We start from the raw sequence: 22843 nt of genomic DNA, 5'->3' as shown, positions 1-22843 counted from the left end.
TGTATTTATAAGGAAATGAACGATGGCACAAACGACACTGCATTTTTATAACACGCTGAACCGGCAGCTGACCCCGTTTAATTCGATTGAACCGCTCAAGGTTGGTCTGTATGCGTGTGGCCCGACCGTTTATGACTACGCCCATGTCGGGAATTTGCGTACCTATTTGTTCGTGGATACTTTAAAGCGCGTGTTACAACTGAACGGCTATCAGGTAAACCATGTCATGAACATCACAGATGTTGGCCATCTCGTGTCAGATGGCGACAGCGGCGAAGATAAAATGGAAAAAGGGGCACGAAGCCAGCACAAGTCGGCGTGGGAGATTGCTACTTTATTTGAAAGCGCCTTTTTTACCGACTTGGAACGGCTTAACATTTTAAAACCCTCTATTACCTGCCGGGCAACAGAGCATATCCAAGATCAAATTGCTTTTATCCAGTCACTGGAAGAGAAAGGCTACACCTATCAAACCAATGACGGTATCTATTTCGATACAGAAAAAATGCCGGATTATGGCAAGCTTGCCCGGTTAGACAAGCAAGGGCTGGCAGCGGGTATACGCGTTGATATGGCCGAGAAAAGGCATCCGACGGATTTTGCCTTATGGAAGTTCAGTAGCGGGCAGAAGCGGCAAATGGAGTGGCAAAGTCCATGGGGGATCGGTTTTCCTGGCTGGCATATTGAATGTTCAGCGATGGCCGAGAAATACCTTGGAGAAACGTTCGATATCCATATCGGTGGTGAAGATCATATTCCGGTCCACCACACCAATGAAATCGCCCAGTGCCAGGCTAAAAATGGCAAGGTGCAGGCAAATTACTGGATGCATGGTTACTTCTTGAATATTAACAATGAGAAGATCTCCAAGTCCGGGGTATCTCTGCGCCTGGAGAGTCTGATTGAGCAAGGCTATGAGCCGCTGGCGTATCGTTACTTGACACTGACCAGCCACTATCGCAGCCACCTGAGCTTTTCATGGGAAGGATTGGCCGGTGCCCAAAAGGCATTGCGCCGGTTAAGAGGGAAGGTCGCCGACATGCCAGCTGGTGGCAAGGTTGATGACGAGTATAAAGTGGCATTTCTGGGGTATATCAACCGTGATTTGAATATGCCTCAGGCACTCGCTCTGGTCTGGAATGTGATTGACAGTGACATTGCCCCGGCAGATAAAAAAGCAACATTACTCTATTTCGATCAAGCCTTTGGTCTGGAGCTTGAAAAGGTCATTCAGGTGGCTATCCCGGATGAGGTACAGCGGCTTGCTGAGCAGCGACAGATTATGAAGCAACAAGGCCTATATGATGAGGCAGATAGTATTCGAGACCAGATTCTGGCTTACGGCTATCAAGTTAACGATAGTGCGGATCAGTCGTTTACCATCACGCCGCGTTAGCGTAGTGTAAAAAGCCGCCATAGAAGAAAATATGGCGGCTTATATCAGGTTATTTGGACTCAAAAGAGTATTCGGGATAGCGCTTGTTCAGTTCACTTCTTAGCATTCCGTTATGTCCAACGGTCACGTGACAAGAGACACACTGGATAGGATCCCCTGATGCCAACTGATTTTTATAGTGAGCATGTGTTTGCAACGATTTGGGGTTTTCAGCTTCTTTCCTGTCTAATAACGCTTGGTGACAGTTTAAGCAGCCACTGTCAAATACAAACCGCTCTCGTTCCTCCCTGCGAGCTATCCAGTCAATTTCCTCCGTATTAGTAAAGTTTTCGACCAAGATATCGTTGATACCGTGTTTAGTTTTATCCAGCATGTAAGCGAAAACTGAGTCTTGCGGAAGGTGGCAATCAACACACTGCGCTACAAACCCATGGTTGTTGTTACCTCCGTGAACATCAAGCTTGAAGGTATTCGCCATTGGTTCCATTGAATGGCAGGAGCCGCAAAACGCCGCATCACCTGTACTGTGGGCGATTTCAGCTGTAACAAGGCTGGCACCCGTTCCAAGTAATCCACCTATCGCCAGCAGGATCACAATAAACCACTTTCTATTCATAGTATCTCCTTATGGCACCTTGCCCATCCAAGAGGTGGTGGTGTGACAATCGGCGCAAAGGTTGGTTGATGGTTCGTGCTCGGCGTGGCACTCATAGCAATCCAGTGATAGCCCGTCGTGAAAAGAGTTGTGCGGGTTAGTGTGATTGGGATCCATAAACTGAAGACGATCGGCCACTATCTTTGCGCTGCCATGGCATGACAGGCAACTTTCTGTTTCCAACGGTTCAAACGCTTCAGGATCATTTCCCTGATGGCACATAACACAGTCAAACTTCAGCTTCTGATGATGAGGTTTTAAGGTGTACTCAGTTGCCAATGATTTCCAGTCTGGTTCAGCATCGGCGTACACCCAAGAAGCCGTTACTGTAAGCAGTAACGATAACATTGCAGTTAAGATGGTTTTCATAAGCAATACTTTTGTCGGGTGAAGGGTGGCTTTCGCCACCCAGAGAAAGTCTTATGCCCAAGGCTCTGTTTTTGCAGCGTTTTCACCAGCTACCATACCGAATGTCCCACAATCGATTGTTGAGCATGCCGTTAAGCGGATATAGCCGTAGGTACCAGCAGATGCTTCTCCGCATACGAATGCCCCTTTGATCGGTTCACCCGTTACCACATCAACCGCTTCTGCTTTCGGCGTGATCATTGCTCCTCCTTGCGCATAGTTGTAACGAGGGTTAAGTTGCATTGCGTAGTAAGGCGGCTGAGAGATAGAAGAGGCTTCTTTTAGTATGGCTTTGGGCTTATGGAACTCGTCCTGATCACGCGCCATATTTTTGTTGTATTTATCTATATTGGCTTTAAGCAGGCTGGTATTCATTTTGAAATTATCAGCCAGCGCTTCTAAGGTATCGAATTTCCAAATAGTACCGTTGATACCGTTTTTGCCTTCAAGAGACAGATGGAAACGCTGTTGGTCATGGTAATGCTCAGCCCCTTTCTGATCATAAATCAGCACAGTGTGCTCACCATCAATGTGGCGGCGTTCTTCGAGAATCGCCATGCCAATAGCTTGACGATCATTGTTGTTGTACTCATCAACAAAGCGCTCACCTGTACGAGGGTTTACCAGAATACCCCATCGAATATCTTCGGTTGGAATAGGGAAAGCAAAACGGAACAGGGTCATATGGATTGGCTTAAATCCGGCCTTGATCATCGCTTTGATTGCGCCCCCTGTTGCACCAGGCTGGGTGGTTGAAGCTGCGTTATACATAGTACCGACTTCATCACCACGGAATTTACGGTCTTGGTTATAGCCGCCAGTTGCCATTACCAGACCACGCTTAACTTTGTAGTATTTCACCTTGCCTGAGCCGTTGATGGTCGGGTTGTCGTTGTCACCCAGATCGTCATGTTTTCTGCTAAAGCGATATTTTTCACGGACTTTTACGCCAATGACCCGGCCTTCGTCATTTCGCAGGATCTCGTCAAGAAGAATTTTTTTGCGTATCTCAACATTGGTTAATTGACTACTACAGTACCCTTGTAGTTTTTTGATAACCTCGGTACCCCCACCTTGGGGCCAGACGCAACGAGCTCTTGAGTGACCACCAAGCTTTTTGACACCCGTTCCGCCACCGATCGACATGTCATATTTCACACCATGCTCTTTGAGGAAGTTATACAGTTTTAACGTCCCTTTTGCTGCTACTTCGGTTAGTTCTCGATGGTTGTAGCCTTTTGCTTCTCGTTCAATATCTTTTAGTAGCAACTCCCATGAATCATCGGTAACCCCGATATTCTGCTGCAGATCAGAACCGACAACAGCCATATTCAGGCCCGAGATCAGCGATGAACCACCCAGCCGTGACATTTTATCTGCTACAACAACTTTTGCGTTTGCATCGGTTTCTGCTGCGCGAATCGCTGCAATCATTCCGGCCATGCCAGAGCCAATGACGAGTACGTCCATCTCGTCATCCCACTGGATGTTGTTAGGATTAGTGGCAGCAAAAGCTGCTGATGACAGGCCAAGCGCTGATACCGGGGCTATGGCTGCTGCACCTAAACCCAGTTTTAAGAAACTACGACGTGAATTACTTTCAGACATAACTTTTGCTCCATGTACATTGCTGCGTACTGTTGTTCTCAATAAGATATGGAGTATTGTGCGCAGTGGCTGCGAGTACCTCTATAGTGGTAAACCGCAGTTCCCCTTGATGATTGATCTACAGCAAAAAAGCTTTCTATCAATATGAGAGGCTAAACACAGATTTGAACAAACGATTGCTGAGGCTACGCCATTGAAAACAAACCTTCTGATATTCGCAGTGAGCTTGTTTCTCAGTTTTTCGACTTTTGCCGAGCAGAAACTGGTCAGAATTGGTGTGCTCGCATTTAACGGACCTGCCTATACGTTAACGCGCTGGCAGCCGACTATTGACTACCTCAACTATGCATTACCGGACTATCACTTTGTGATAGTACCTGCTGATATTCCGACTTTAGATAGCCTGGTAAGTAGTGGCCTTATTGATTTCACCTTAACTAACGGCATTAAATTCCTGATGTATAAGTACAATCACCAGGCAGTGAAAATGCTCAATCTTAATCCGTTCCATGGTGATGCTAGACATGCTATTGGTTCCGCTCTGATAGCCCGGGCAGACGAGCCGGAAATTGTAACTCTTAAAGCGTTACGTAATCGCTCCATTGTGTCGGTTAGCGAGAATGCTTTTGGTGGCTTTAAAGTTATGCTCAGGGAGTTTATGTCCGAGGGGGTTGAGAAGGAGGATCTAAAGAAGCTGTCATTTATTGGTTACCCACAGCAGAATTTGTTAACTGAGGTACTAAAGGGTGAGTCTGACTTTGCTATCGCACCGACTTGCCTGTTAGAAAGGAAAGTACGGGATGGCACTATTCCCGCGAATGCATTAAAAGTGGTGCGCCGGCAGGTGCCAGAATCTGCTTTTACTTGCCATACATCTAGCCAGCTCTACCCAAACTGGACTCTGGCGCGTATGAAGCACGTACCGGCAGACTATGCTAACCATATTGCCAGAATTCTGCTCACGATACCTCCGACAAGCCAAATAGCTGTGTCTGGCCTCTATGGTGGTTGGTCTGTGCCTATTGATGACAGTGCTATCTACCAGTTGATGGATGAGATTGGGCTGAGTCTCCAGCCTTCGTACTTGACCCGCATCTGGATGCAATATCGGGGCTGGCTCATGGTTGCTACTGGCTTGCTATTACTGTTTGTCTGCTATCACTTACGTGTTAACTATCTTGTTCATGTCCGATCAGCCCAGCTCCGTGAAGAGATTGAGCAGCACAAGCAGACAACTAATCAGTTGGAGAGAGAGACAAATCAACTTTACAAGGCACAGCGTATCTTATTGAGTGGCGAGTTGGCCTCGGGTGTAGCCCATGAGCTGAATCAGCCATTAATGGCAATCAGTACCTATGCCACCGGCTGTAAACGGAGAGTTGAACGCTCAAAGCTCGACCCGCAGGAACTCTTAATAGCGCTAGAAAAGATTGAACAGCAGACACTGAATGCTAGCGAAATCATCCAGCGAATGCGCAACTTCATGAAAATCCATAGTCATGAAAAAAAAAGTGTTTCAATTAGGTCATTGATTAACAATACATTGCTGACTTTTCAGCACACTCTTAAACGCCAGAATATTCAGCTGAACACGGATATTTGCAATACGCGTATCTATATCGATCCCGTATTGATCCAGCAAGTGATTGCCAACCTTATTCAAAATAGTATTGATGCGCTAAAAGTTTCTTCTAGTAACCCAAAGGAGATTGCTATACGTGTTGATGATGATGAGCAGGTCTTAACTATTGAGCTTTCAGATAGTGGCTGTGGTATTTCTGATGCACAACTACAGCAGTTATTTATGCCTTTCCAAAGCAGCAAGCCTGAAGGGTTGGGGCTTGGGATGGTGATATGCAAGCGGATCATCGAGTCGCATAATGGTACCATCAGCGCTTACCAACAAGCATTGGGGACTCGTTTTCTTATCACCTTGCCACTAACAGTAGAAGAGGAATAATTATGTCTTGTCCGGTTTATTTGGTCGACGATGATATTGCCATAATCGATTCGGTATCCTGGTTATTGGAAGGGGAAGGGTTGGATGTATATACGTTTCCGGATGCCGAGAGTTTTTTAAGCCAGGTTGATACGGCCAATCCCGGTGTCGTGCTGTTAGATATTAATATGCCAGGTATTGATGGTCTGGAGTTGCAAAAAACACTATGTGAACATCAAACATGTTTGGTTATTGTATTTCTTACCGGGCATGCCAATGTGGAAATTACTAAACTTGCGTTTAAACGTGGTGCCAATGATTTACTGCAAAAGCCTGTTAATGGCGAGGAGCTTTGTAATGCGGTTACGCAGGCACAGGATTTGGCTCTTAGCATTTCAATGTCAAGACAGAGTAGCGACGATTTGAAAGCGAAAGTCGCTACCTTGACAGAGCGGGAAAAAGACCTTATTCCACTCATTATTCAGGGTAAAACAAACAAAGTAATTGCTGATGAATTATGTATTGCATTACGAACAGCCGAAATTCATCGCCATAATTTATTTAAGAAGATGGGGGTGTCCTCGGGCATTCAACTTGCATTTGAAGGGCAAAGGATCCTTGAACTACTGAGTTAGGTCACTTTGGTGGTGGTATGATTGGTTTTTGAATTGCCAAGTTTCAGCAAGCCTAGATACAACCTGTCAGAACAAGGGATTAAAACTGACAGGTTGCATTGTTTTTACAGGTTCAGAGTGTGTTGCACTACTGAATGGTTCTTACGAGCGTGTTGAGTTCTTCGACAAGCTGTTCTGTTTTCGGATCTTGCGCCTTCATTGCAACTAGCATGTCTTCCTGAAGCTTGTCTTGTTTGGCCATTAGCTCTTTGTCGTCAAGAATAGCCTGGCGCTGTTCGGCCATTTTTTGCTTGGCAGCGGCAAATTCCTGAATAAGTTCGCTGCGCTCCTCGTCGCTGAGCGAAGTGTCTCTTACTTGTTCCTGGATCTCTTGGGCCTTGGTAATGAACTCTTCTGGCTCATAACCAATTTCATCGGCCTTTTTCTTAAAGTCATGCTCAAGTTGTTTGGCCTGTTCGGCAAGCTCAGGGTTCTTTTGCAGGGTTTGCTGCCGGATACTGGTGAGATCGCGTTGAATTGCGTTAATTCTGTTTACCGTCTCTTTTTTTGCTGTCGGTGAATCAGCTGATACATTGCTGGCATTTACCTGCGGAGCCAGCAACATCATGGATAAAAGTACCAGAGGCAAAGACATTTTAATAAACCAGCTCTTCATGGCAGGGGATGGTTTCGTAATAGTATTGATATTATGCATTACTGATATCTCTTTGTTGTCTGTATGTCTTTAATCTAACGGAGCGCAAAGTGAGAAATGTCAGTTAAATGTCATGAAAGCTGTGCGTTAGCTGAACAGATAGTGGGAGGCGGTATGGTGAGAAAACGGTAGAAAAAAGCCGGCAATCCATCTGCCGGCAACATGAGATAGTGATTTCAGCCTTGGTGATAGGCTGATTGGATTATTGTTCTTCACCCGCCAGGAAGGCGGTATCTAATTTACAGAATGCCAGCAGCAGATCGACTGCCGCAGCATAGAAACCAAATTTATCTCGGGCACTACATGCCTGGGAAAAGGCAGGCAACCAGTTCAGTAACATGGTTTCAAGGAACTTATGCTGTGCCTGCATGACATCTTCTGCTTTTTGCTCGTCTTCCTGCTGGTTGGCTAGAATGATCAGGTTGCCCATGAAGTCTAACTCGACGGCAATGTGGTCAGCGGGTTCGTTGAACTCCTTACGCTGGGCAATATTGTATTCCGTCATTAGCTTGTTCATATCCTGCGCCGGCTTGTCATTTAGCAGGCCACTTTCGCCAACATACATAGACGCGTAGGGCAGGGCACCGGTTTTAGGTGTGCTTAGGAACAGGCCACAAAAATCTGCCGCCAACTCAAGTTGCGCATCTTCTCGGGCCTCTAGCTTTTTCAAAGCATCACGAAATGCTTCGACAGGTTGTTTCAGCTCCGGTGTCATACCAAGGCCGGACAAGAATGTGTACATCTCTCCGCCATGATATTCAGTGATATCTTCTTGTGTGAGTTCACGAGATAGAAGAGAAGACATCCACCAGTAAATTTCTGCACGTTGTTCGTTGAAAGCAATAAACTCTTGCATGGGCACTCCAGAGTAAAGCGTTCCGGCTTATAAGGTTTAAAATGTCATCCTGCCGGTTTGCATAAAACATATTCAGATAGAACATTAACTTAATGAATGATTATATGAGAATAGGCTCTTTATAGGTATAAAAGGTAATAAAAACGGGCCGTACCTGTAAACTTAGTAGGTACCGGGAGCCAATTAGCCCCCGGCAGCCAAAGTCAGCTTACGCCAGATCCATCGCCGGGAATAACGGGTTAATGTCCGTTACTTCTTCCGGGCCGCTGAAGCCAGTTACAGCCGGTACCTTACCGGTATATTTTTCAATATCGACCAGTGCAGATGCCGCTGATGTAGCTTGTGCCAGTTTCGATGAACCCACATCCTGAGTTAGAACGTTTGGATCACCGTAGGTGCAGATTGTACCCGCCTTGCCACCTTCCAGCGGGCTATACCATGCGCCCTCATGAATACGGCAAACACCCGACTTGTAGTCATCGGTAACAACAGCACCGGCAAGCACCTGGCCGCGGTCGTTAAATACGCGAACAATATCACCAGACTTAATACCACGTGCTTTTGCGTCTTCCGTGTTGATGTAGATCGGCTCACGGTCTGCGACTGAATAGGTTGCACGGTGCTCGGTTGATGAACACAGCTGCGAGTGCAGGCGGTGTTTCGGGTGCGTGCTTTGCAAGTTGATCGGGAACTTGTTAGAACGCGGGCCACCGTGGCTGCGCTCGTTCTTCTCAAACCACATTGGGTGGCCCTGACAGTCGTCATAGCCCATTTCTGCGATTGTCTTACAGTAGATTTCGATCAGACCCGAGGCTGTACCTAGAGGCTCAAGATCCGGTTCTTTACGGAAAGACTCGTGACGAACCCACTCTTTACCAGCCGGGAACTCGACAAAGCCTTCGCCTTCCCAGAACTTTTTGAAGTTTGGCATACGCACGCCAAGGCCGCGGCCCTGCAGGCGAGCACCGTTATAGATCTGCTCGATCCATTCCATTTGCGTTTTACCGCCGGTGAAGGCTTCTTCGCGGTCGTAGCGACGGCACAGTTCACGGAAGATATCAAAGTCGTCTTTCGCTTCGAACATAGGCTCGACAACTTTCGGCAGGGCAATCACACCTGCGTTCGAGTGGTTACCGTACTGTTCGATGTCGTTACGTTCGTGCGTTGTTGTTGCCGGCAGAACGATATCGGCAAAACGACAGGTCGCCGTCCACTGGTGATCAACAGACACAACCGTTTCAAGCTTGCGCCACACCTTGATCATCTTGTTGCGATCCTGGTGGTGATGGAACGGGTTGTTACCACAGAAGACCGCCATCTTCATTTCAGGGTACTTCACATCGTGGCCGTTCCATTGAATGGTCTTGCCTGGATTTTCAATACAGTCAACGAAGCGCGCTACAGGGATGTAGGTCGAGTAGCCTTTGAATGAACCGTTGTGGATAGGATCAACGCCAGTCACACCGCTAAAGCCAGACATCAACGGACCGTTTGACGTTGTCGAGCCAGCATCGTTGTAGTGCCAACCAAAGCCGAAGCCACCGCCCGGCAGGCCGATTTGGCCAAGCATCGCAGCAATAACAACCAGCATCCACGCGTACTGCTCACCGTGCTGCATTCGCTGCAGACACCAGCCGCCGATGATCTGAGTACGGCCGGAAGCCATCTGTCGAGCAAGGGCGCGGATCTCGTCGGCCTTGATGCCACAGATTTTTTCTGCCCATTCCGGTGTTTTCTCAACACCGTCTTTCTCGCCTGTCAGGTACGGAACGAACTTGTCGAAACCTGTCGTGTAGTCAGCGATAAAGTCTTTGTTGTACAGATTCTCGCTGTATAGGGTATGAGCGATAGCCAGCATTAGCGGAACGTCAGTCTGCGGGTTAACAGGCACCTGCTCACCGCCGACAAGTTTCTGAGTATCAGAACGAACTGGATCAATGTAGATCACCTTGATCTCGTTGTTCTTCACTTTCTCGGCAAGCTGATGGTAGTAGGCATACGGACTGTGGTCCGGTACTAGCCAGCCAACCTGTAGGTTTTTAACCGGATCCGAGCCCCAGATAACAATGGTGTCTGAGTGCTCAAGTACCAACGGCCATGATGTCTGCTGCTCGTAGACTTCCATCGCACCGGCAACGTATGGCAGGACAACCTGCGCCGCACCTGTTGAGTAGTCACCCATTTTGCCCAGGTATGTGCCGTGAAGACCGATTGCGCGGCTCATCATAGTACCGGCAGAGTGCAGTTTACCGACTGACTGCCAACCGGTGTGACCAGCATATAGTGCGCTAGGTCCGTATGAGTTCTGAACGCGCTCCATTTCGTGGTAGAAGAAGTCAAGCGCCTGAGACCAAGGCACACGAACGAAACGGTTGTCGCCACGTTGGGTCGTATCTGACTTGTAGCCGTGTTTCAGCCAGTCGATACGGACCATTGGATATTTGACACGAGCCGGATTATAGACAACTTCACGGACGCCGTTGATCATGGTTGTCGGGTGCTTGTCTTTCTCGAACGGAACAGTATCAACCCAGACGCCATTCTCGACTTTTGCACGGAATGCACCCCAGTGAGAGCCTGAAAGTACGTCTCCGGTGAATGTAGCTTTAGTGTCAGTAGCAGCCATGGCTTTGCGTGGAGCAAGCAGGCTTGTGCCCACTACAGTGGCAGCACTTGCTGCAACCATACCGGATAGGAAGCGACGGCGAGAAACGCCTTTATTTAGAATTTGAGTCGCCATAGATAAATCCTTAAATTAAAATTCTTTTTCGAAAGGCGATGGGGGAGTACTTGTTGCCCCACCGCGTATCAGGAATTAGTGTGCGCCAGCGCCGCCGGTGTCTTTACCGTGGTTCTGCAGGTACTTCAGCAGAGTGCGTTCTTCGGTTTTACTAAGACGGTAGTAGGCACTCATTGCGTTCAGGCCTGAGATCCAACCGTTCGCCGTGAAGTGGCCTGGGTCTGGGGCGGCGTGACAGGCATTGCAGGTCGAGCCGTAGATATCTTCTGCGTAGTTCCAGATTGGCTGGATGTTGTCGATCATGTCTTCGGCTGTGATCCAAGCTTCAACAGACACGTGCTGCCATACAATGTCAGTGGCGCTGTCAGTTTGTTCTTCGATTAGCTGCTGGGTTGCCTTAACATCGCCACGAATGGTTGCCTTGAAGACACGCTTACCCATGTACTCGGTCATTACGCGGCCTTTGCCGGATTTTTCAAGCCAGCCGTCAACCTTGATCTTCAGCATGTTGTCTTTGCGCTCAAGCACTGTCACTTCTGAGGCTGGAAGCAGCTTACCTTCGGCTTTGCTGCTAGCATCCGCAGAGGCAAATAGATCTTTCTCACCCAGCGAGTAAAGTGTCTCGGCAGCGGCGCCTTGGGAGTTAGCGGTTGCCTGAAGCTCCTGGAAGTCTTTCTGGAATCCGCCTGCCATGTTCGGTAGTTCGTGTGCAATACCTTTGTGACACTCAATACAGTTCATGTCGGCAGCTGCGGCCTTCTTCATTTCCATTGCCGCTTTAGCAGATTGCTTGCTGTGATCCATGTCGTCGTAAGAGTGACAGCTCTTACAGGTCTTGGATTTCTGGCCACTCATTCGATCCCAAACCGCCTGGGCCATTTCGAGACGGTGGTCTTCGAATTTCTCAGGGGTATCAATCTTACCTGTCACGAAGTGGTGGTAGAGATCTTTGGCTGCTTCGAGCTTGCGGAATACTTTGCCCGGGAAGTCTTTCGGTTGGTGACAGTCAACACAGATTGCTTGAACACCAGAAGCATTTTTGAAGTGAACAGTTTCTTTGTATTCGTCGTAGTTCTGCTGCATGGTGTGGCAAGAGGTACAGAATTCGATAGTCGAAGTGACTTGAAAGCCCTTGTGGACCACAAAAGTGCCCGCAAGTGTAATACCGATACCGACTAAAACCAGTGCAAGAATTGGATACTTGCTGCTTGGTTTAATCAACTTTTGCCAAAGTTTTTTCATAGTGGAAGATTCCATAAAAGAATGAGTGTCTGCCGTAAATAACGGTGACGTATAATTTTTTATGGTTTAATCTTAATTCCGCGATATGAATAAGGATATGGGTGGCGGTTAACAGGATAGTCGGCTTTATGACAAATTGTTAATAACCGCGTATTGTGCTACCGTTTTAAAGACTGCCGAAATAAATAAAGAGATAAAAATGAGTCATCACGTACTTGTTGTAGAAGATGAGATTGTTACCCGCACTAAGCTTGTCGGGTATTTTGAAAATGAAGGTTACAAAGTAAGCCAGGCCGAGAGCGGTGATCAAATGCGTGAGATCATGGCGAGCGAGAAAATTGACTTGGTGATGCTTGATATTAACTTGCCAGGTGAAGATGGCCTGTTATTAACCCGTGAACTGAGAAGCCGCTCAGAAGTCGGTATTATTTTGGTTACCGGACGTACCGATAGTATTGATCGTATCGTCGGCTTGGAAATGGGCGCTGATGATTACGTTACCAAGCCTTTCGAATTACGCGAGTTGCTTGTCCGAGTGAAAAACTTGTTGTGGCGCATATCTTTAGTAGAAAAAGCGCGCGACGAAACCATGGTTGAAATGCAGGAAGACAGTATCATTCGCTTTGGTGACTGGCAGTTCGATATCAACAAGCGAGCACTGACCCATAACGGTGTTCCTGTAAAACTCACTAAGGCTGAGTACGAGCTTTTGGTTGCATTTTCTTCTCACCCAAATGTGGTTCTAAGCCGCGAACGTATTCTGAATATGCTCAGCCATCGCGTCGAGGCACCTAATGATCGCACCATTGATGTACTGATTAGACGAATGCGATCAAAGATGGAAATAGACCCGAAAAATCCGCAAATCTTTGTCACCGTGCACGGTGAAGGTTATATGTTTGCTGGTGACTAAACCAGCCATGATTGTCGAATGAATATTCAAATTATTATTCCGGCAGGCTGAAACAATTTGAAATATAAAAGCCGATATACCCTGTGTATCGGCTTTTTTATCGGCTTGATAAAGGTGCTTTTATTGATCTTGGTCAATGGTTGTTAATTTTTATTAACAAACAGGTTGTGAACTAATTGTGCTTTTTATTGAAAGTATTGATGTCACAACGGTTTAAATTTTAAAAATCAATATGCAAGTCGTGTGTTTTTTAAATAAATTTATATGTTAGACATAGAAATAAATGTCGAGTTGTTCACTTATTTGATTGTTAGCTGTTTATATTGCGGGTTGCGAAATGTTGTCAATAGATTGAGGTGGGTGAATTTTAGGCGGCTGGGTGGGTAAAAAATGAGCGCTTGGCATTAATAAAAATAGCCAGGTGTTATTTCCTGGCTATTATTTATCTCTCATTTTAGCAGTTTCGCGGCTGTTATTGTTTATCTAAAATTGTCTTAGTCAATGAGACGATTTTTGGAAAACTAAACTCGCTTTCAGCTGCAAGCGCTTGTTGCTCGCAAAGTACATCGTTCAAGATTGTATCTGTAGTCAGCGGGTTGGCGAGGACAACTCGAAGCACCGTCGTGATCTTCCTGTCCCATTTCGCCGGAGTAAGGCGAGTACGCGAGACAAATGACTTACCTGATTCACGCTGTCTTTTCTGAATGAACTTCGTCAGGTCGTTCAGTGCGTCCAGCAGTTCTTCTCTTTGCGCCGGCGTGGCGATTTTAAGCGCACGTTGGGTGGTTTCCGGAACGTATCGGTAGGTCAGTAGACACAACTCAGGTTCTGAAATCAATTCAAAGTCAGGGTGTGACTCAATCAGCTGGGCAAAGTACTTGGCCTTTTCGATGCTGTTGTTTATCAACATCTCATAGCCAGGACGACTAATGATGTTCATGCTGGCAAACAACAACATGGCCATTCCGCTGCGAGAGCCTTCTAAGGTATGGCTGCCCAGGTCTTTTGAGCCCTTGCGCAGAATATATTCGGCATGGTGCTCGATAGCCGTCATCAAGGCCGGGTTTTTGAAAATGACCATACCCGCGCCCATAGGGACATAAAGCTGTTTATGGGCGTCAATCGTTACCGAATCGGCGCGCTCAATACCTTTCAGAAGGGTACGGTACTTGTTCGACATCAAGGTAGCGCCACCCCAGGCGGCATCGACATGGAAATGACAACCGTGCTGTTCGGCGATATCAGCAAGTTGTTCAAGCGGATCGATATTGCCCGTTTCCGTCGTACCGGCGACACCGACGATAGCAAAGGGCTTGATGTTACGCGCTTTGAGTGAGTTGAGTGTTTTGTTTAGCTCATCGAGGCAAACCCGGTTATTGTCGTCGGTCTTGATCGAGATGACACTATCACGGCCGATACCTAGGACATCAGCGGCTTTTTTCAATGAATAGTGACCACGTTCTGATACCAATACAGCCAGATCATCATAGCCGTAGTGCTTCATCGCACGGAACAAACCATCCTGCGCAACACCGCGGAATTCACCGTCGGGTTTGAGTATATTGTTGCGTGCAACCCACAGGGCTGTGATATTGGCGATAGTACCGCCAGAGCAAAATGCCCCGAGAGAGTGGTTGGCACTGTGCATCCACTGCTGATAGAAAGCTTCTTCCTCATTGAAGATCAGGTTATGGAGCATACCCAGCACCTGACGTTCAAGCGGAGTAAATGCCTTAGAGGTTTCTATCTTCACCAGGTTCTGGTTCAGCCCGATCATGATCTTTGACAGCGGCATCAAAAAGTACGGTAGTGCCGATGTCATATGGCCGATAAAGCTCGGGGCGGAAGTATGCACCGACTGAGCGACGAGCTTGTCGAGCAGAAAATGGGTGTGTTCAGAGACGAAAGACGGGTTCTCCGGGATGTCAGCCGAAGAGAAATCCTTCTCGATCTCTGCTAGCGGCTTTTCGCGTGCCGCGATATGTGTCTGCAAAAACGCATTGAGGTTTTCCGATATCTCTTTCTCAATTCGACCTAGTGTCGAATCGGGTGCCTCCGGCACGGTAAATATGCGATGCAGCGACTCTTCGGAAGCATCGGCTTGTCTGTTATCAACTGCCATATTTAGCTGTTACTTAAGGTGAAAGTTGGCAAATTGTTGCTAATTTAATGCAATTTGCCATGCTTGTCCCGAAAAAAATGATTTTAGCTTTCTGTTCAACTTAACAGTAAATAGAGAGCTAGGTGCAAAAATTGGCCACAATTGACCAATCTTGAGTTTGTATCAGAACTTGTAGTTGATACCTGCACTAATCAGCAAGGCGTCTTCGTCATAGAAGTTAATGTTGGAGTTACTCTCATTATAACCTGCCAGAGAAACCAATCCCCAGTTTTCCCAACCAAACGGTTCCTGGTATTCATAGGCAAGGAAAACACCCCAGCGATTGTCTTTCTGACGCTCATTGAAGACGGGGTTGATTTCATCAAAATCAGCCAGATCATAGCTGAGAGTCAAGGCCAGGCTCGAACTTGGCAGCATCTGAATGATACCGATCTCTGCACCGTAGGTATTATTGGCCATGGCGTCGCCATCGGCCGCAATACGCGTGTAATTGACAGCAGTACGGAAAACCTGTTCCCGGTTGATTGGCTTGAGGTAGCTGAGCTGAGTAAACAGGATATCGCCTTCACGCTCCAGCAATGCCTGTTGCTCTGATGTCAGGGTTTGGCCACTCTTTTCTGAATCAACCTCCTGCTTGCCGCCTGAGAGCTCGATAGAAAAGTTAGAGCCGAGAATGCGGTCATATTGCAGGCGTACGCCTTTTATAGTGCTGTCAGTTTCGGTACGCGGACTGTTGGTGACAAAAGGGTCTTCCCATGTGTCGCTTGAGAGCAGGCCTGGCACATAGCTGATACTGATCTGACCGTTGTCAGGAATGCGCTGGCGGTATCCCAGCTCGACATGAAATCGTCCCAGTGCAACATCGGACCGGCTGGTACCAAAATAGATTTGCTTGTCAGCCTGCGCCATGGTGTAGCTAATTGTCCCTAGCGGACTGACGAAGCCCTCACTCTGAGACTCGCCGTTATTGTTCAGATCTGCCGTGACGTTATTATCGGTATTAAACTGCGATGTGGTGCTGGTGTAGCCTGTCAGTATTGATATGTCACCACCAAAGCCCGGTGACCATTGTAGCCCCTGGTTGGCAAAGACTGATGTCGAGACAAAGCTGGCAACGAGACAGAGTTTTATAGGCTTCATTTATTGCTCCTTGCAAAGCCATAAGAGATTTAAGATTATGACTTTATTAATAAAAAGCCACTTATACGCCAATCTAGAATACGCTATGTCATTGAAAGGTCAAATCACTAATTTGCTATTAGGTATGGCCTCTTCGATATTCGCCATGGAATATGGAGTATCACCGGGAAGGGGACGATTTCCCGGTGATGTATGCAGATGATTACTTACACTCAATGGCTGCAATGGCCGTCATTTTTTCATTGTAAGCATTTAAGGGTTTGTCGATGTCGCCCGGATGAGTCAGCAAATCAGCAAATGCACTCCGCAGCTCATAGTTCTTTGGGTGTGGCTTGCTTTGACGATCATCGAAAGCTTTCTTGGCAAAACGGCCAAGTTCATTATCTTGTTGGGCAAGGTTTTTAACATCTTGCTGGGTTAGTTTTAGCCAGCTTTCGATGGGTTGTTCCAGATCCAACTGCTGTTTGTCGCTTTTCAGATACCAGTCAACGGCTTCTCTGTTTAATTCAAAATGGTGTTTGCGGCCTTCCAGGAACCATTTACCGACGTCTTCAAGGTTTTGATCTTTTTTCACGGCCAGTTCAACCAGGCTTTGATACCACGATAGGGAAGCATCGACATACTGATGGTACTTGTCACTTTCACAACTGGTAGATGCCGCTAGTACAGACGACGGGAGTAGAGCGAGAGAGAGTAAAATAGCAGGTAACTTCATTGCCTTTCCTTGAGTGCGACTTTGTTAATTATATTTGCTTGTGCATGCAATTGTAACGATATGATAGAGATAAGGAAAAGGATTCTTTAAGGGAATGAATCACAGCTAGCAAAGTTTTTATCTCGCATCTGTACTGTGATGTTTGACAATAAGTGGTAGGCAAAGGTTAGGGTAGTCAGATAAATAAAAGAGGCTCCGAAGAGCCTCTATGAAATGTGTATCAAGCGAATACTGTTACTGGTTCTGTTTTCTCATGGCGACAGAGATGCAATATGCTGCTCCGCCCCATGTGATGCCCAAACCAAATAACATCATGATGATTGCACCGAATGTCATAGTTATGCCTCCTGATGAGATTGTGGTTTAGATGCCAGGTTGATAATGACCGCAACAACAAACATTGCTGCCACTAGTCCCCAGCCCAGTACTAGCAGATCAGACATCGCATAGCCGCCATATCCGTCGTTGAATGTGTTGACAAGGTTCGTTGCCAGAATAACCGCCAGCATCGCAGGACTCAGGAAGCGGATACATACCTCGAACCACTTGCCGATACTGAATTCAGAGATGTTGTTCACATAGCTTCGAACATCGGCAACCTTGAACAGCCAACCAATAACCGCCAGTTCAATCAGACAACTTGTTAGCAGTGCTACGTTGTTGATGAAGTAATCGACCAAGTCCAGTAGCAGCAAGCCGCCGTTGGTCGCAAAGGCCATTGATACTACAAAGCCGGTACCACAGACAATAGAAGCTGCTTTTTTACGTGACCAGTTCAGCTTGTCGATGATGGCTGAGGTGACGGCCTCGATAATTGAAATATGCGAGCTCAAGCCTGCGACAACCAATGCCAGGAAGAACAGTGGACCAAGGATATACGGAGCCGGTAACAGGTTGATGGCTGCCGGAATGGTAACAAATGCCAGACCAACCCCTGCTGAGACCACTTCAGTTAGCGGTTTCGCTTGCTCCTGGGCCATGTAACCAAGTACACCGAAAATCAGAACACCGGCTGTGATAGAGAAACCACAGTTGATTAAAACTGTCATGAAGGCATTGTTGTTGATATCTGATTTTTCAGGCAGATAGCTAGAGTATGCAATCATGATGGCAAACCCGACACTCAGGGTGAAGAAGATTTGACCGTAGGCTGCAGACCAGACCTTGGCATCCAGGATCTTGCTGAAGTCAGGCTGGAACAAATAGTTCAGGCCGTCTAGTGCACCAGGCAAAAAGACGATACGGGTGATCAGGCCAAGAACCATTAGGAATAGTAACGGCATCATGATCTTGCTTGCACGTTCGATACCGCCTTTTACGCCGGTAAAGATGGCTGCAAAAGTAATTGCCCACGCAATTGCCATTGGAATTGCGATATGGATCTGTAAGCTACCCAGCTTGCTCGGTGAGTTATCACCCAGCATTAGATATTCGCCGAAGAAGAAGGCATTGGTATCACTTCCCCAGCTCTGGTTGAAGGAAAAGCTTAGGTAAGAAATTGCCCAACCAATAACCGCAACGTAATAAACAGCAATAATCGCGGCAATAAATACCTGGAACCATCCCAGCCACTCTAGCTTGCCGCCCATTTTTGAAAAGGCACGAGGTGCAGCACCACGAAGTTTATGACCTAGACTGAATTCCATAATCATAAATGGAATACCGGCAGTTAACATGGCGAAAAGGTATGGAATAAAAAATGCGCCGCCGCCGTTCTCGTAAGCCATATATGGGAAACGCCAAATGTTCCCTAATCCGATAGCAGAGCCTACTGCTGCCAGGATAAATCCTGCGCGTGAGCCCCATTGTTCGCGTTTCATAAACATCTCCTTATGTACTGCAATACTCTATGAAACAAGTAATTTAAAGTGTTTTATTCTAGAAATTTACTTCCTGAAACGTGGGATCTGGACTGAACAACCACGTTAATAACTTGAGATTAACCATAGAAAATATGTAAAGCAATAGACTGTAGGTTTGTTAACTGAGTGATACCTTGGTGTTAACTTTTGTGATAATTGCGATATACCGCACAAAGATCGAAGTGGTGGGGGTAATAGATAGAAGAAACAACTGCATTCAGAAGATTGGGCAGGGTGAAATATTATTTTTTTATAGTGACGATATTGACTGATAAATCATCAAAATTAAGCGCTTAACGGTTGTCTGGTTCTATAAGGCCAGATAATCCGGCCTTTAGAACAAATACTCAGAAAGAAAACGTAACACCAACATTTGTTTGAAGTTGGCTAAGCCATTCTGAATCAATACTGATAAGGCAGGTTTGAGAGCCTGTTGGCAGCTGACAGACAGCAGAAGTATCGCCATCTATTAGGTTTGCGAGCCAGCGGGCCTCAAAAACAAGCCGTGTGTTGTTGTTGATGCGGTATTCAAGGCCACCCAGGAGGCCGGCTGAGAACAGCAGATCGTCCTTTGACCATTCGGCATCAACGATAGTCGCGCCGAGGCTGGCGCCGAAGAAAGAGTCCCAGTGAGTGAAGGCGTTAAAGCGAAGGCTGCTTTGAAGGTGAACATAAGTGAATGAGCCATCACCCTGGATATCTCTATATTCATTAGGCTGGTGGCTAACGAATAATCCGACACGCCCGAGATCCATATCGGTTTCAATTGCAACTGCAGCATGGGGATCACTTTCTGGCCGGATCTCGATACCGTTTTCGTCAGTGATCTGGTTTGAGAAGCTATAGCCGATATAGGGAGTAAGGTAAATGGTATTTTCAGCGAATGCTGAGCTTGAAACGAAGGAGGTAAACACTGCGCTAATGAGAGTTGCAATTATTGATAGCTTCATTTTTTGACTCTATTCCTCTGATTCAACATATAACTTATTGTGACAGTAATCCGAAAATGATGCTTTTTAATTAGTCATAAGCTTGAACTCACCCTAAACTAGAGTTAAAAGTATGTTAAAACATCATTAATGCTAGGGATAAATTATGGAAACTGATCTAAAGTTCGCGCTTATCACTGTTGCTGTTGTCATGACCGTGTTGTTAAGCTTCGGGATAGTCTCAGTTACTGCGTAACAGGTTAATAAATTAGCTATTTTAAGAGTAATGTTCCGTTTCGGTTAAACTAAGGATAGTACACTGTCGACAGTAAATTCTCGTATTCTTTGATGTGGGGAGATTATGGTGAATCATCTGCCGTTTAGTTTAAGTGATTCCGATCTACAACTTGTTAACAATTTTTCCTCGCAGCTTCTGGGGGCTAGGAAGAAAAGAATTGCCTTAGTCGTTCAGGGAGGAGGGCAGCGGGGTATCTTTACCGCCGGGGTCTTTGACGCCTTCCTGGAAGCTGGGTTTGACCCGTTTGAGCTTTATGTCGGCACCTCTGCAGGTGCGTTGAATCTTTCTTCGTTTATAAGCCGTCAACACAAGTTTGGCTATCAGTTTATTGTCGATTACACCACAGACAATGAGTTCTTCAATTTATATAAATACCTGAGCAAGCAAAAGTCGATGAATCTGGACTGGGCATTGGAAACAGTTGCGCCTGGTGGTTCGTTGCAGCTTGATGTTAAGACCGCCCGGCAGGTACTCAGGCATCGACTCGCGTTGGCTTGTGCAACGCGCAAAGATACGCTTCAGGATATCTACCTGCCAATGTTCAATAGTGACTGGCGTGAAGTGCTGCGCGCATCCTGTGCCATTCCGGTGATCTATAATCAGCCTGTAAATTTACGTGATCTTGAATGGGTAGACGGCGGGGTAAGTGCGGCTGTACCCGTCAAAGAGGCCTGGCAACGGGGCGCTGATTTGGTGGTGGTGGTTCGGACTGAGCCGGTACAACTGCCGGAGGGAGAGACTAGTACCTTTAATGATTGGCGGGAAAAGATTGAAACTGTGCTGCCGGACTATATTGACAGGCTGAGCCTGAATCAGTCGATCGATCGGGTCAAGGCTATCAGAAGTGATCTTACCCAGCGGCTTGAACAGTGGAAGTTGTGGAATGACAAACCGGATGATGATTCTGGCAATGAGTCGATTGAACCCGGCGATGACTGCAGCCAAATCATTACACCTCGAAACAGTAATTGGCGATTGTTGTCAGCAGATAATATAGAGCGATTCTTATCGATTACCGGAAAAGGTAAAAGTGCAGAAATTATAGATATGCTTAACCGTTACTACCGCTCTTATGATGAACTCAATGGTTTTTTGCTTAATCCGCCAGATGGTCTGAAAGTTATTCAGATAGCACCGGAAAAAGCATTACGCAGCCGGGCATTATTGAGTGATAAAGACGATCTTGAAGTGGATTATCGAGAAGGAAAGGTGGTGGGACGGTATTTTGTTGATCATTTTGCCGACATACTCAATGAAACGACGACCTTGACTCCCAAGCACTAATACTGAGCGGATTCATGCTTTATACCAATCTGGATAAGTAGTTGTTCAGATAGTTGCGCAGGAAAAATTNCGACATACTCAATGAAACGACGACCTTGACTCCCAAGCACTAATACTGAGCGGATTCATGCTTTATACCAATCTGGATAAGTAGTTGTTCAGATAGTTGCGCAGGAAAAATTACTTAGAACAAGGCATGAATTGCAGCTAACTAGTTACTCTAATTACAAAATTCATAACGCAGTTAAAAGTGATTTTAACCAGCAAGAATGATCAAATACTTATGTAGATTGGTATTAGTTCGATCAAAAAAGGAACGCCGTGGCGTCCCTTTTGAGTTGTTCAGCAAGGTTGCAATTAAGCAAGAACCTTCTGTAGCCACGGCCAACCCTGCTTCTTGCGGCTTAGCGTGTTTTCCATCATCAGCATGCCGTTGTCAGCGAACTGATCAAGCGTTGCATTCCACTCGCCTTTGTAAAGCAGACGTGTAGTGCTGGTGGTGATGTCAGTCAGCATAAGGGCTGCCATTGCCAGGCCTTCTTCGTCACAGCGACGCTGAAGATCAGCTTCAAGATCGCTGATCATGCTGTCTACTTGCTCAAGAGTCGCAAGCTCAATCTGACCAACAACTACGTTGCGATCGTTGAATGGGTAAGCTTTAAGATCTTTCTCTACTAGCTCGGCAGCAGAAAGACCCGCGATGTCAGTTTTTGCGATCAGCAGATCTTTGATGAAGGCATCCAGATCTTGTACATCTGCAAGTTGAGCCAGTTCAGCTACCGCATCTTTGTCTTTTTGAGTACACGTTGGAGAAGCAAAACCTACTGTGTCACTCAGAATTGCTGACATCATCAGGATAGCCAGCGGGCGAGTGATTTCGGTGTTTTCCATCTTGAACAGGTTGAACATGATGGTACAAGTACAACCAACAGGCCAGATCCAAGCTTCAAGCGGGTTTGTTGTCATCACATCACCAAGGCGGTGGTGGTCAACAATACCTAGAATTTCTGCGTCAGCAATATCGTCAGGTGCCTGTGCCAGATCGGTATAGTCAACAAGCCAAACTTTTTCACCAGCAACACCGGTACACATTTCTGGTTGTGCAACACCAGCTTGTTCCAGGATGTGCTGAGTTTCACGGTTTAGTTCACCTTGACGAACCGCTTTTGCTTCCAGACCACGTGCTTTAAGGAGCTCTGCGCCTACTAGTGCTGAACAGATGCTGTCGCTATCAGGGTTTTTGTGCCCTACTACTTGAATCATGATGTTTCCTTCACTGCGTCGACTGCAGCATCGGAGGCTGCAAGACTGAATTAAAAAATCTGCCTGAGAGCTGGGCTCAAGATCAGGACAGAAAAAGTAAACCGTGCAATTTTAGAGCTTTTACAAGAAATAACAATTGAAGTT

Annotated in this window: 20 protein-coding genes; 6 read left to right on the top strand and 14 right to left on the bottom strand. The window is 46.6% G+C overall.

Annotation, left to right across the window (positions count from 1 at the left end; all coding sequences use genetic code 11):
- The first annotated feature begins 22 nt into the window (after positions 1-22).
- A complete protein-coding gene (cysS, locus tag BIT28_RS25620; RefSeq protein ID WP_075767798.1) occupies positions 23-1396 on the top strand; it encodes a cysteine--tRNA ligase in 1374 nt (457 codons plus the stop codon).
- A 49-nt stretch (positions 1397-1445) separates the two neighbouring features.
- On the opposite strand, the gene BIT28_RS25615 is transcribed toward cysS, so the two are convergent.
- The 3 genes from BIT28_RS25615 to BIT28_RS25605 are packed head-to-tail and all read right to left on the bottom strand — an operon-like array spanning position 1446 to position 4067.
- Positions 1446-2012 carry a cytochrome c3 family protein gene (locus tag BIT28_RS25615; protein WP_075767797.1) on the bottom strand — a complete coding sequence of 189 codons (567 nt, stop codon included), beginning with the start codon at positions 2010-2012 and terminating at the stop codon, positions 1446-1448.
- Between the two features lie 9 nt (positions 2013-2021).
- Complete coding sequence (locus BIT28_RS25610) at positions 2022-2420, bottom strand: cytochrome c3 family protein (protein WP_075767796.1); 399 nt, start codon at positions 2418-2420, stop codon at positions 2022-2024.
- Positions 2421-2471: 51 nt separating this feature from the next.
- Positions 2472-4067 (bottom strand): FAD-dependent oxidoreductase, encoded by a 1596-nt coding sequence (locus BIT28_RS25605; RefSeq protein WP_075767795.1) that lies wholly within the window; start codon positions 4065-4067, stop codon positions 2472-2474.
- 193 nt (positions 4068-4260) lie between these two features.
- Here BIT28_RS25605 and BIT28_RS25600 point away from each other — a divergent pair, with 193 nt between their 5' ends.
- Together BIT28_RS25600 and BIT28_RS25595 are read left to right on the top strand one after the other, a co-directional pair.
- Positions 4261-6027, top strand: a complete 1767-nt coding sequence (locus tag BIT28_RS25600; protein ID WP_075767794.1) for a sensor histidine kinase — start codon at positions 4261-4263, stop codon at positions 6025-6027.
- Between the two features lie 2 nt (positions 6028-6029).
- Positions 6030-6641 (top strand): response regulator transcription factor, encoded by a 612-nt coding sequence (locus BIT28_RS25595; RefSeq protein ID WP_075767793.1) that lies wholly within the window; start codon positions 6030-6032, stop codon positions 6639-6641.
- A gap of 127 nt (positions 6642-6768) precedes the next feature.
- Here the strand turns inward: BIT28_RS25595 and BIT28_RS25590 are convergent, their stop codons facing one another.
- The 4 genes from BIT28_RS25590 to torC form a co-directional block, all read right to left on the bottom strand.
- A complete protein-coding gene (locus tag BIT28_RS25590) occupies positions 6769-7335 on the bottom strand; it encodes a hypothetical protein (RefSeq protein WP_075767792.1) in 567 nt (188 codons plus the stop codon).
- 202 nt (positions 7336-7537) lie between these two features.
- On the bottom strand, positions 7538-8191 hold the full coding sequence (torD, locus tag BIT28_RS25585) for a molecular chaperone TorD (RefSeq protein ID WP_075767791.1): 654 nt from the start codon (positions 8189-8191) through the stop codon (positions 7538-7540).
- A gap of 208 nt (positions 8192-8399) precedes the next feature.
- The gene (torA, locus tag BIT28_RS25580; RefSeq protein WP_075767790.1) at positions 8400-10931 is read right to left on the bottom strand and encodes a trimethylamine-N-oxide reductase TorA; all 2532 of its coding nucleotides are present in this window, start codon (positions 10929-10931) and stop codon (positions 8400-8402) included.
- 75 nt (positions 10932-11006) lie between these two features.
- Entirely contained in the window at positions 11007-12173 is a 1167-nt protein-coding gene (gene torC, locus BIT28_RS25575) for a pentaheme c-type cytochrome TorC (protein ID WP_075767789.1), read from the bottom strand.
- 199 nt (positions 12174-12372) lie between these two features.
- Between torC and torR the strand changes: the two genes are divergently transcribed.
- Positions 12373-13086: a two-component system response regulator TorR gene (gene torR, locus BIT28_RS25570; protein WP_075767788.1), complete on the top strand. Its 714-nt coding sequence runs from the start codon at positions 12373-12375 to the stop codon at positions 13084-13086.
- Between the two features lie 472 nt (positions 13087-13558).
- Here torR and panP read toward each other — a convergent pair whose 3' ends face one another.
- The 6 genes from panP to BIT28_RS25545 form a co-directional block, all read right to left on the bottom strand.
- Positions 13559-15208: a pyridoxal-dependent aspartate 1-decarboxylase PanP gene (panP, locus tag BIT28_RS25565; protein ID WP_075767787.1), complete on the bottom strand. Its 1650-nt coding sequence runs from the start codon at positions 15206-15208 to the stop codon at positions 13559-13561.
- Positions 15209-15370: 162 nt separating this feature from the next.
- Complete coding sequence (locus BIT28_RS25560) at positions 15371-16348, bottom strand: DUF2860 domain-containing protein (RefSeq protein WP_075767786.1); 978 nt, start codon at positions 16346-16348, stop codon at positions 15371-15373.
- 202 nt (positions 16349-16550) lie between these two features.
- Complete coding sequence (locus BIT28_RS25555) at positions 16551-17063, bottom strand: hypothetical protein (RefSeq protein WP_075767785.1); 513 nt, start codon at positions 17061-17063, stop codon at positions 16551-16553.
- 234 nt (positions 17064-17297) lie between these two features.
- Positions 17298-17399 carry a MetS family NSS transporter small subunit gene (locus BIT28_RS29405; protein ID WP_139310521.1) on the bottom strand — a complete coding sequence of 34 codons (102 nt, stop codon included), beginning with the start codon at positions 17397-17399 and terminating at the stop codon, positions 17298-17300.
- A 2-nt stretch (positions 17400-17401) separates the two neighbouring features.
- Positions 17402-18883, bottom strand: a complete 1482-nt coding sequence (locus tag BIT28_RS25550) for a sodium-dependent transporter (RefSeq protein WP_075767784.1) — start codon at positions 18881-18883, stop codon at positions 17402-17404.
- A 389-nt stretch (positions 18884-19272) separates the two neighbouring features.
- Positions 19273-19875, bottom strand: coding sequence for a hypothetical protein (locus BIT28_RS25545; protein ID WP_075767783.1), 603 nt, complete (start codon positions 19873-19875; stop codon positions 19273-19275).
- A gap of 145 nt (positions 19876-20020) precedes the next feature.
- Between BIT28_RS25545 and cydH the strand changes: the two genes are divergently transcribed.
- Both cydH and BIT28_RS25540 read left to right on the top strand, forming a co-directional pair.
- Positions 20021-20110, top strand: coding sequence for a cytochrome bd-I oxidase subunit CydH (gene cydH / locus BIT28_RS29400; protein ID WP_139310520.1), 90 nt, complete (start codon positions 20021-20023; stop codon positions 20108-20110).
- A 105-nt stretch (positions 20111-20215) separates the two neighbouring features.
- Entirely contained in the window at positions 20216-21436 is a 1221-nt protein-coding gene (locus tag BIT28_RS25540; protein ID WP_175577614.1) for a patatin-like phospholipase family protein, read from the top strand.
- A 357-nt stretch (positions 21437-21793) separates the two neighbouring features.
- On the opposite strand, the gene BIT28_RS25535 is transcribed toward BIT28_RS25540, so the two are convergent.
- A complete protein-coding gene (locus BIT28_RS25535; RefSeq protein WP_075767782.1) occupies positions 21794-22699 on the bottom strand; it encodes a manganese-dependent inorganic pyrophosphatase in 906 nt (301 codons plus the stop codon).
- Positions 22700-22843 lie beyond the last annotated feature (144 nt).

It is taken from the genome of Photobacterium proteolyticum, assembly GCF_001939735.1.
GTDB classification, from domain to species: Bacteria; Pseudomonadota; Gammaproteobacteria; order Enterobacterales; family Vibrionaceae; genus Photobacterium; species Photobacterium proteolyticum.
Note: the sequence above shows the minus strand (reverse complement) of the source record. Positions and strands in the feature narration are given on the sequence as shown.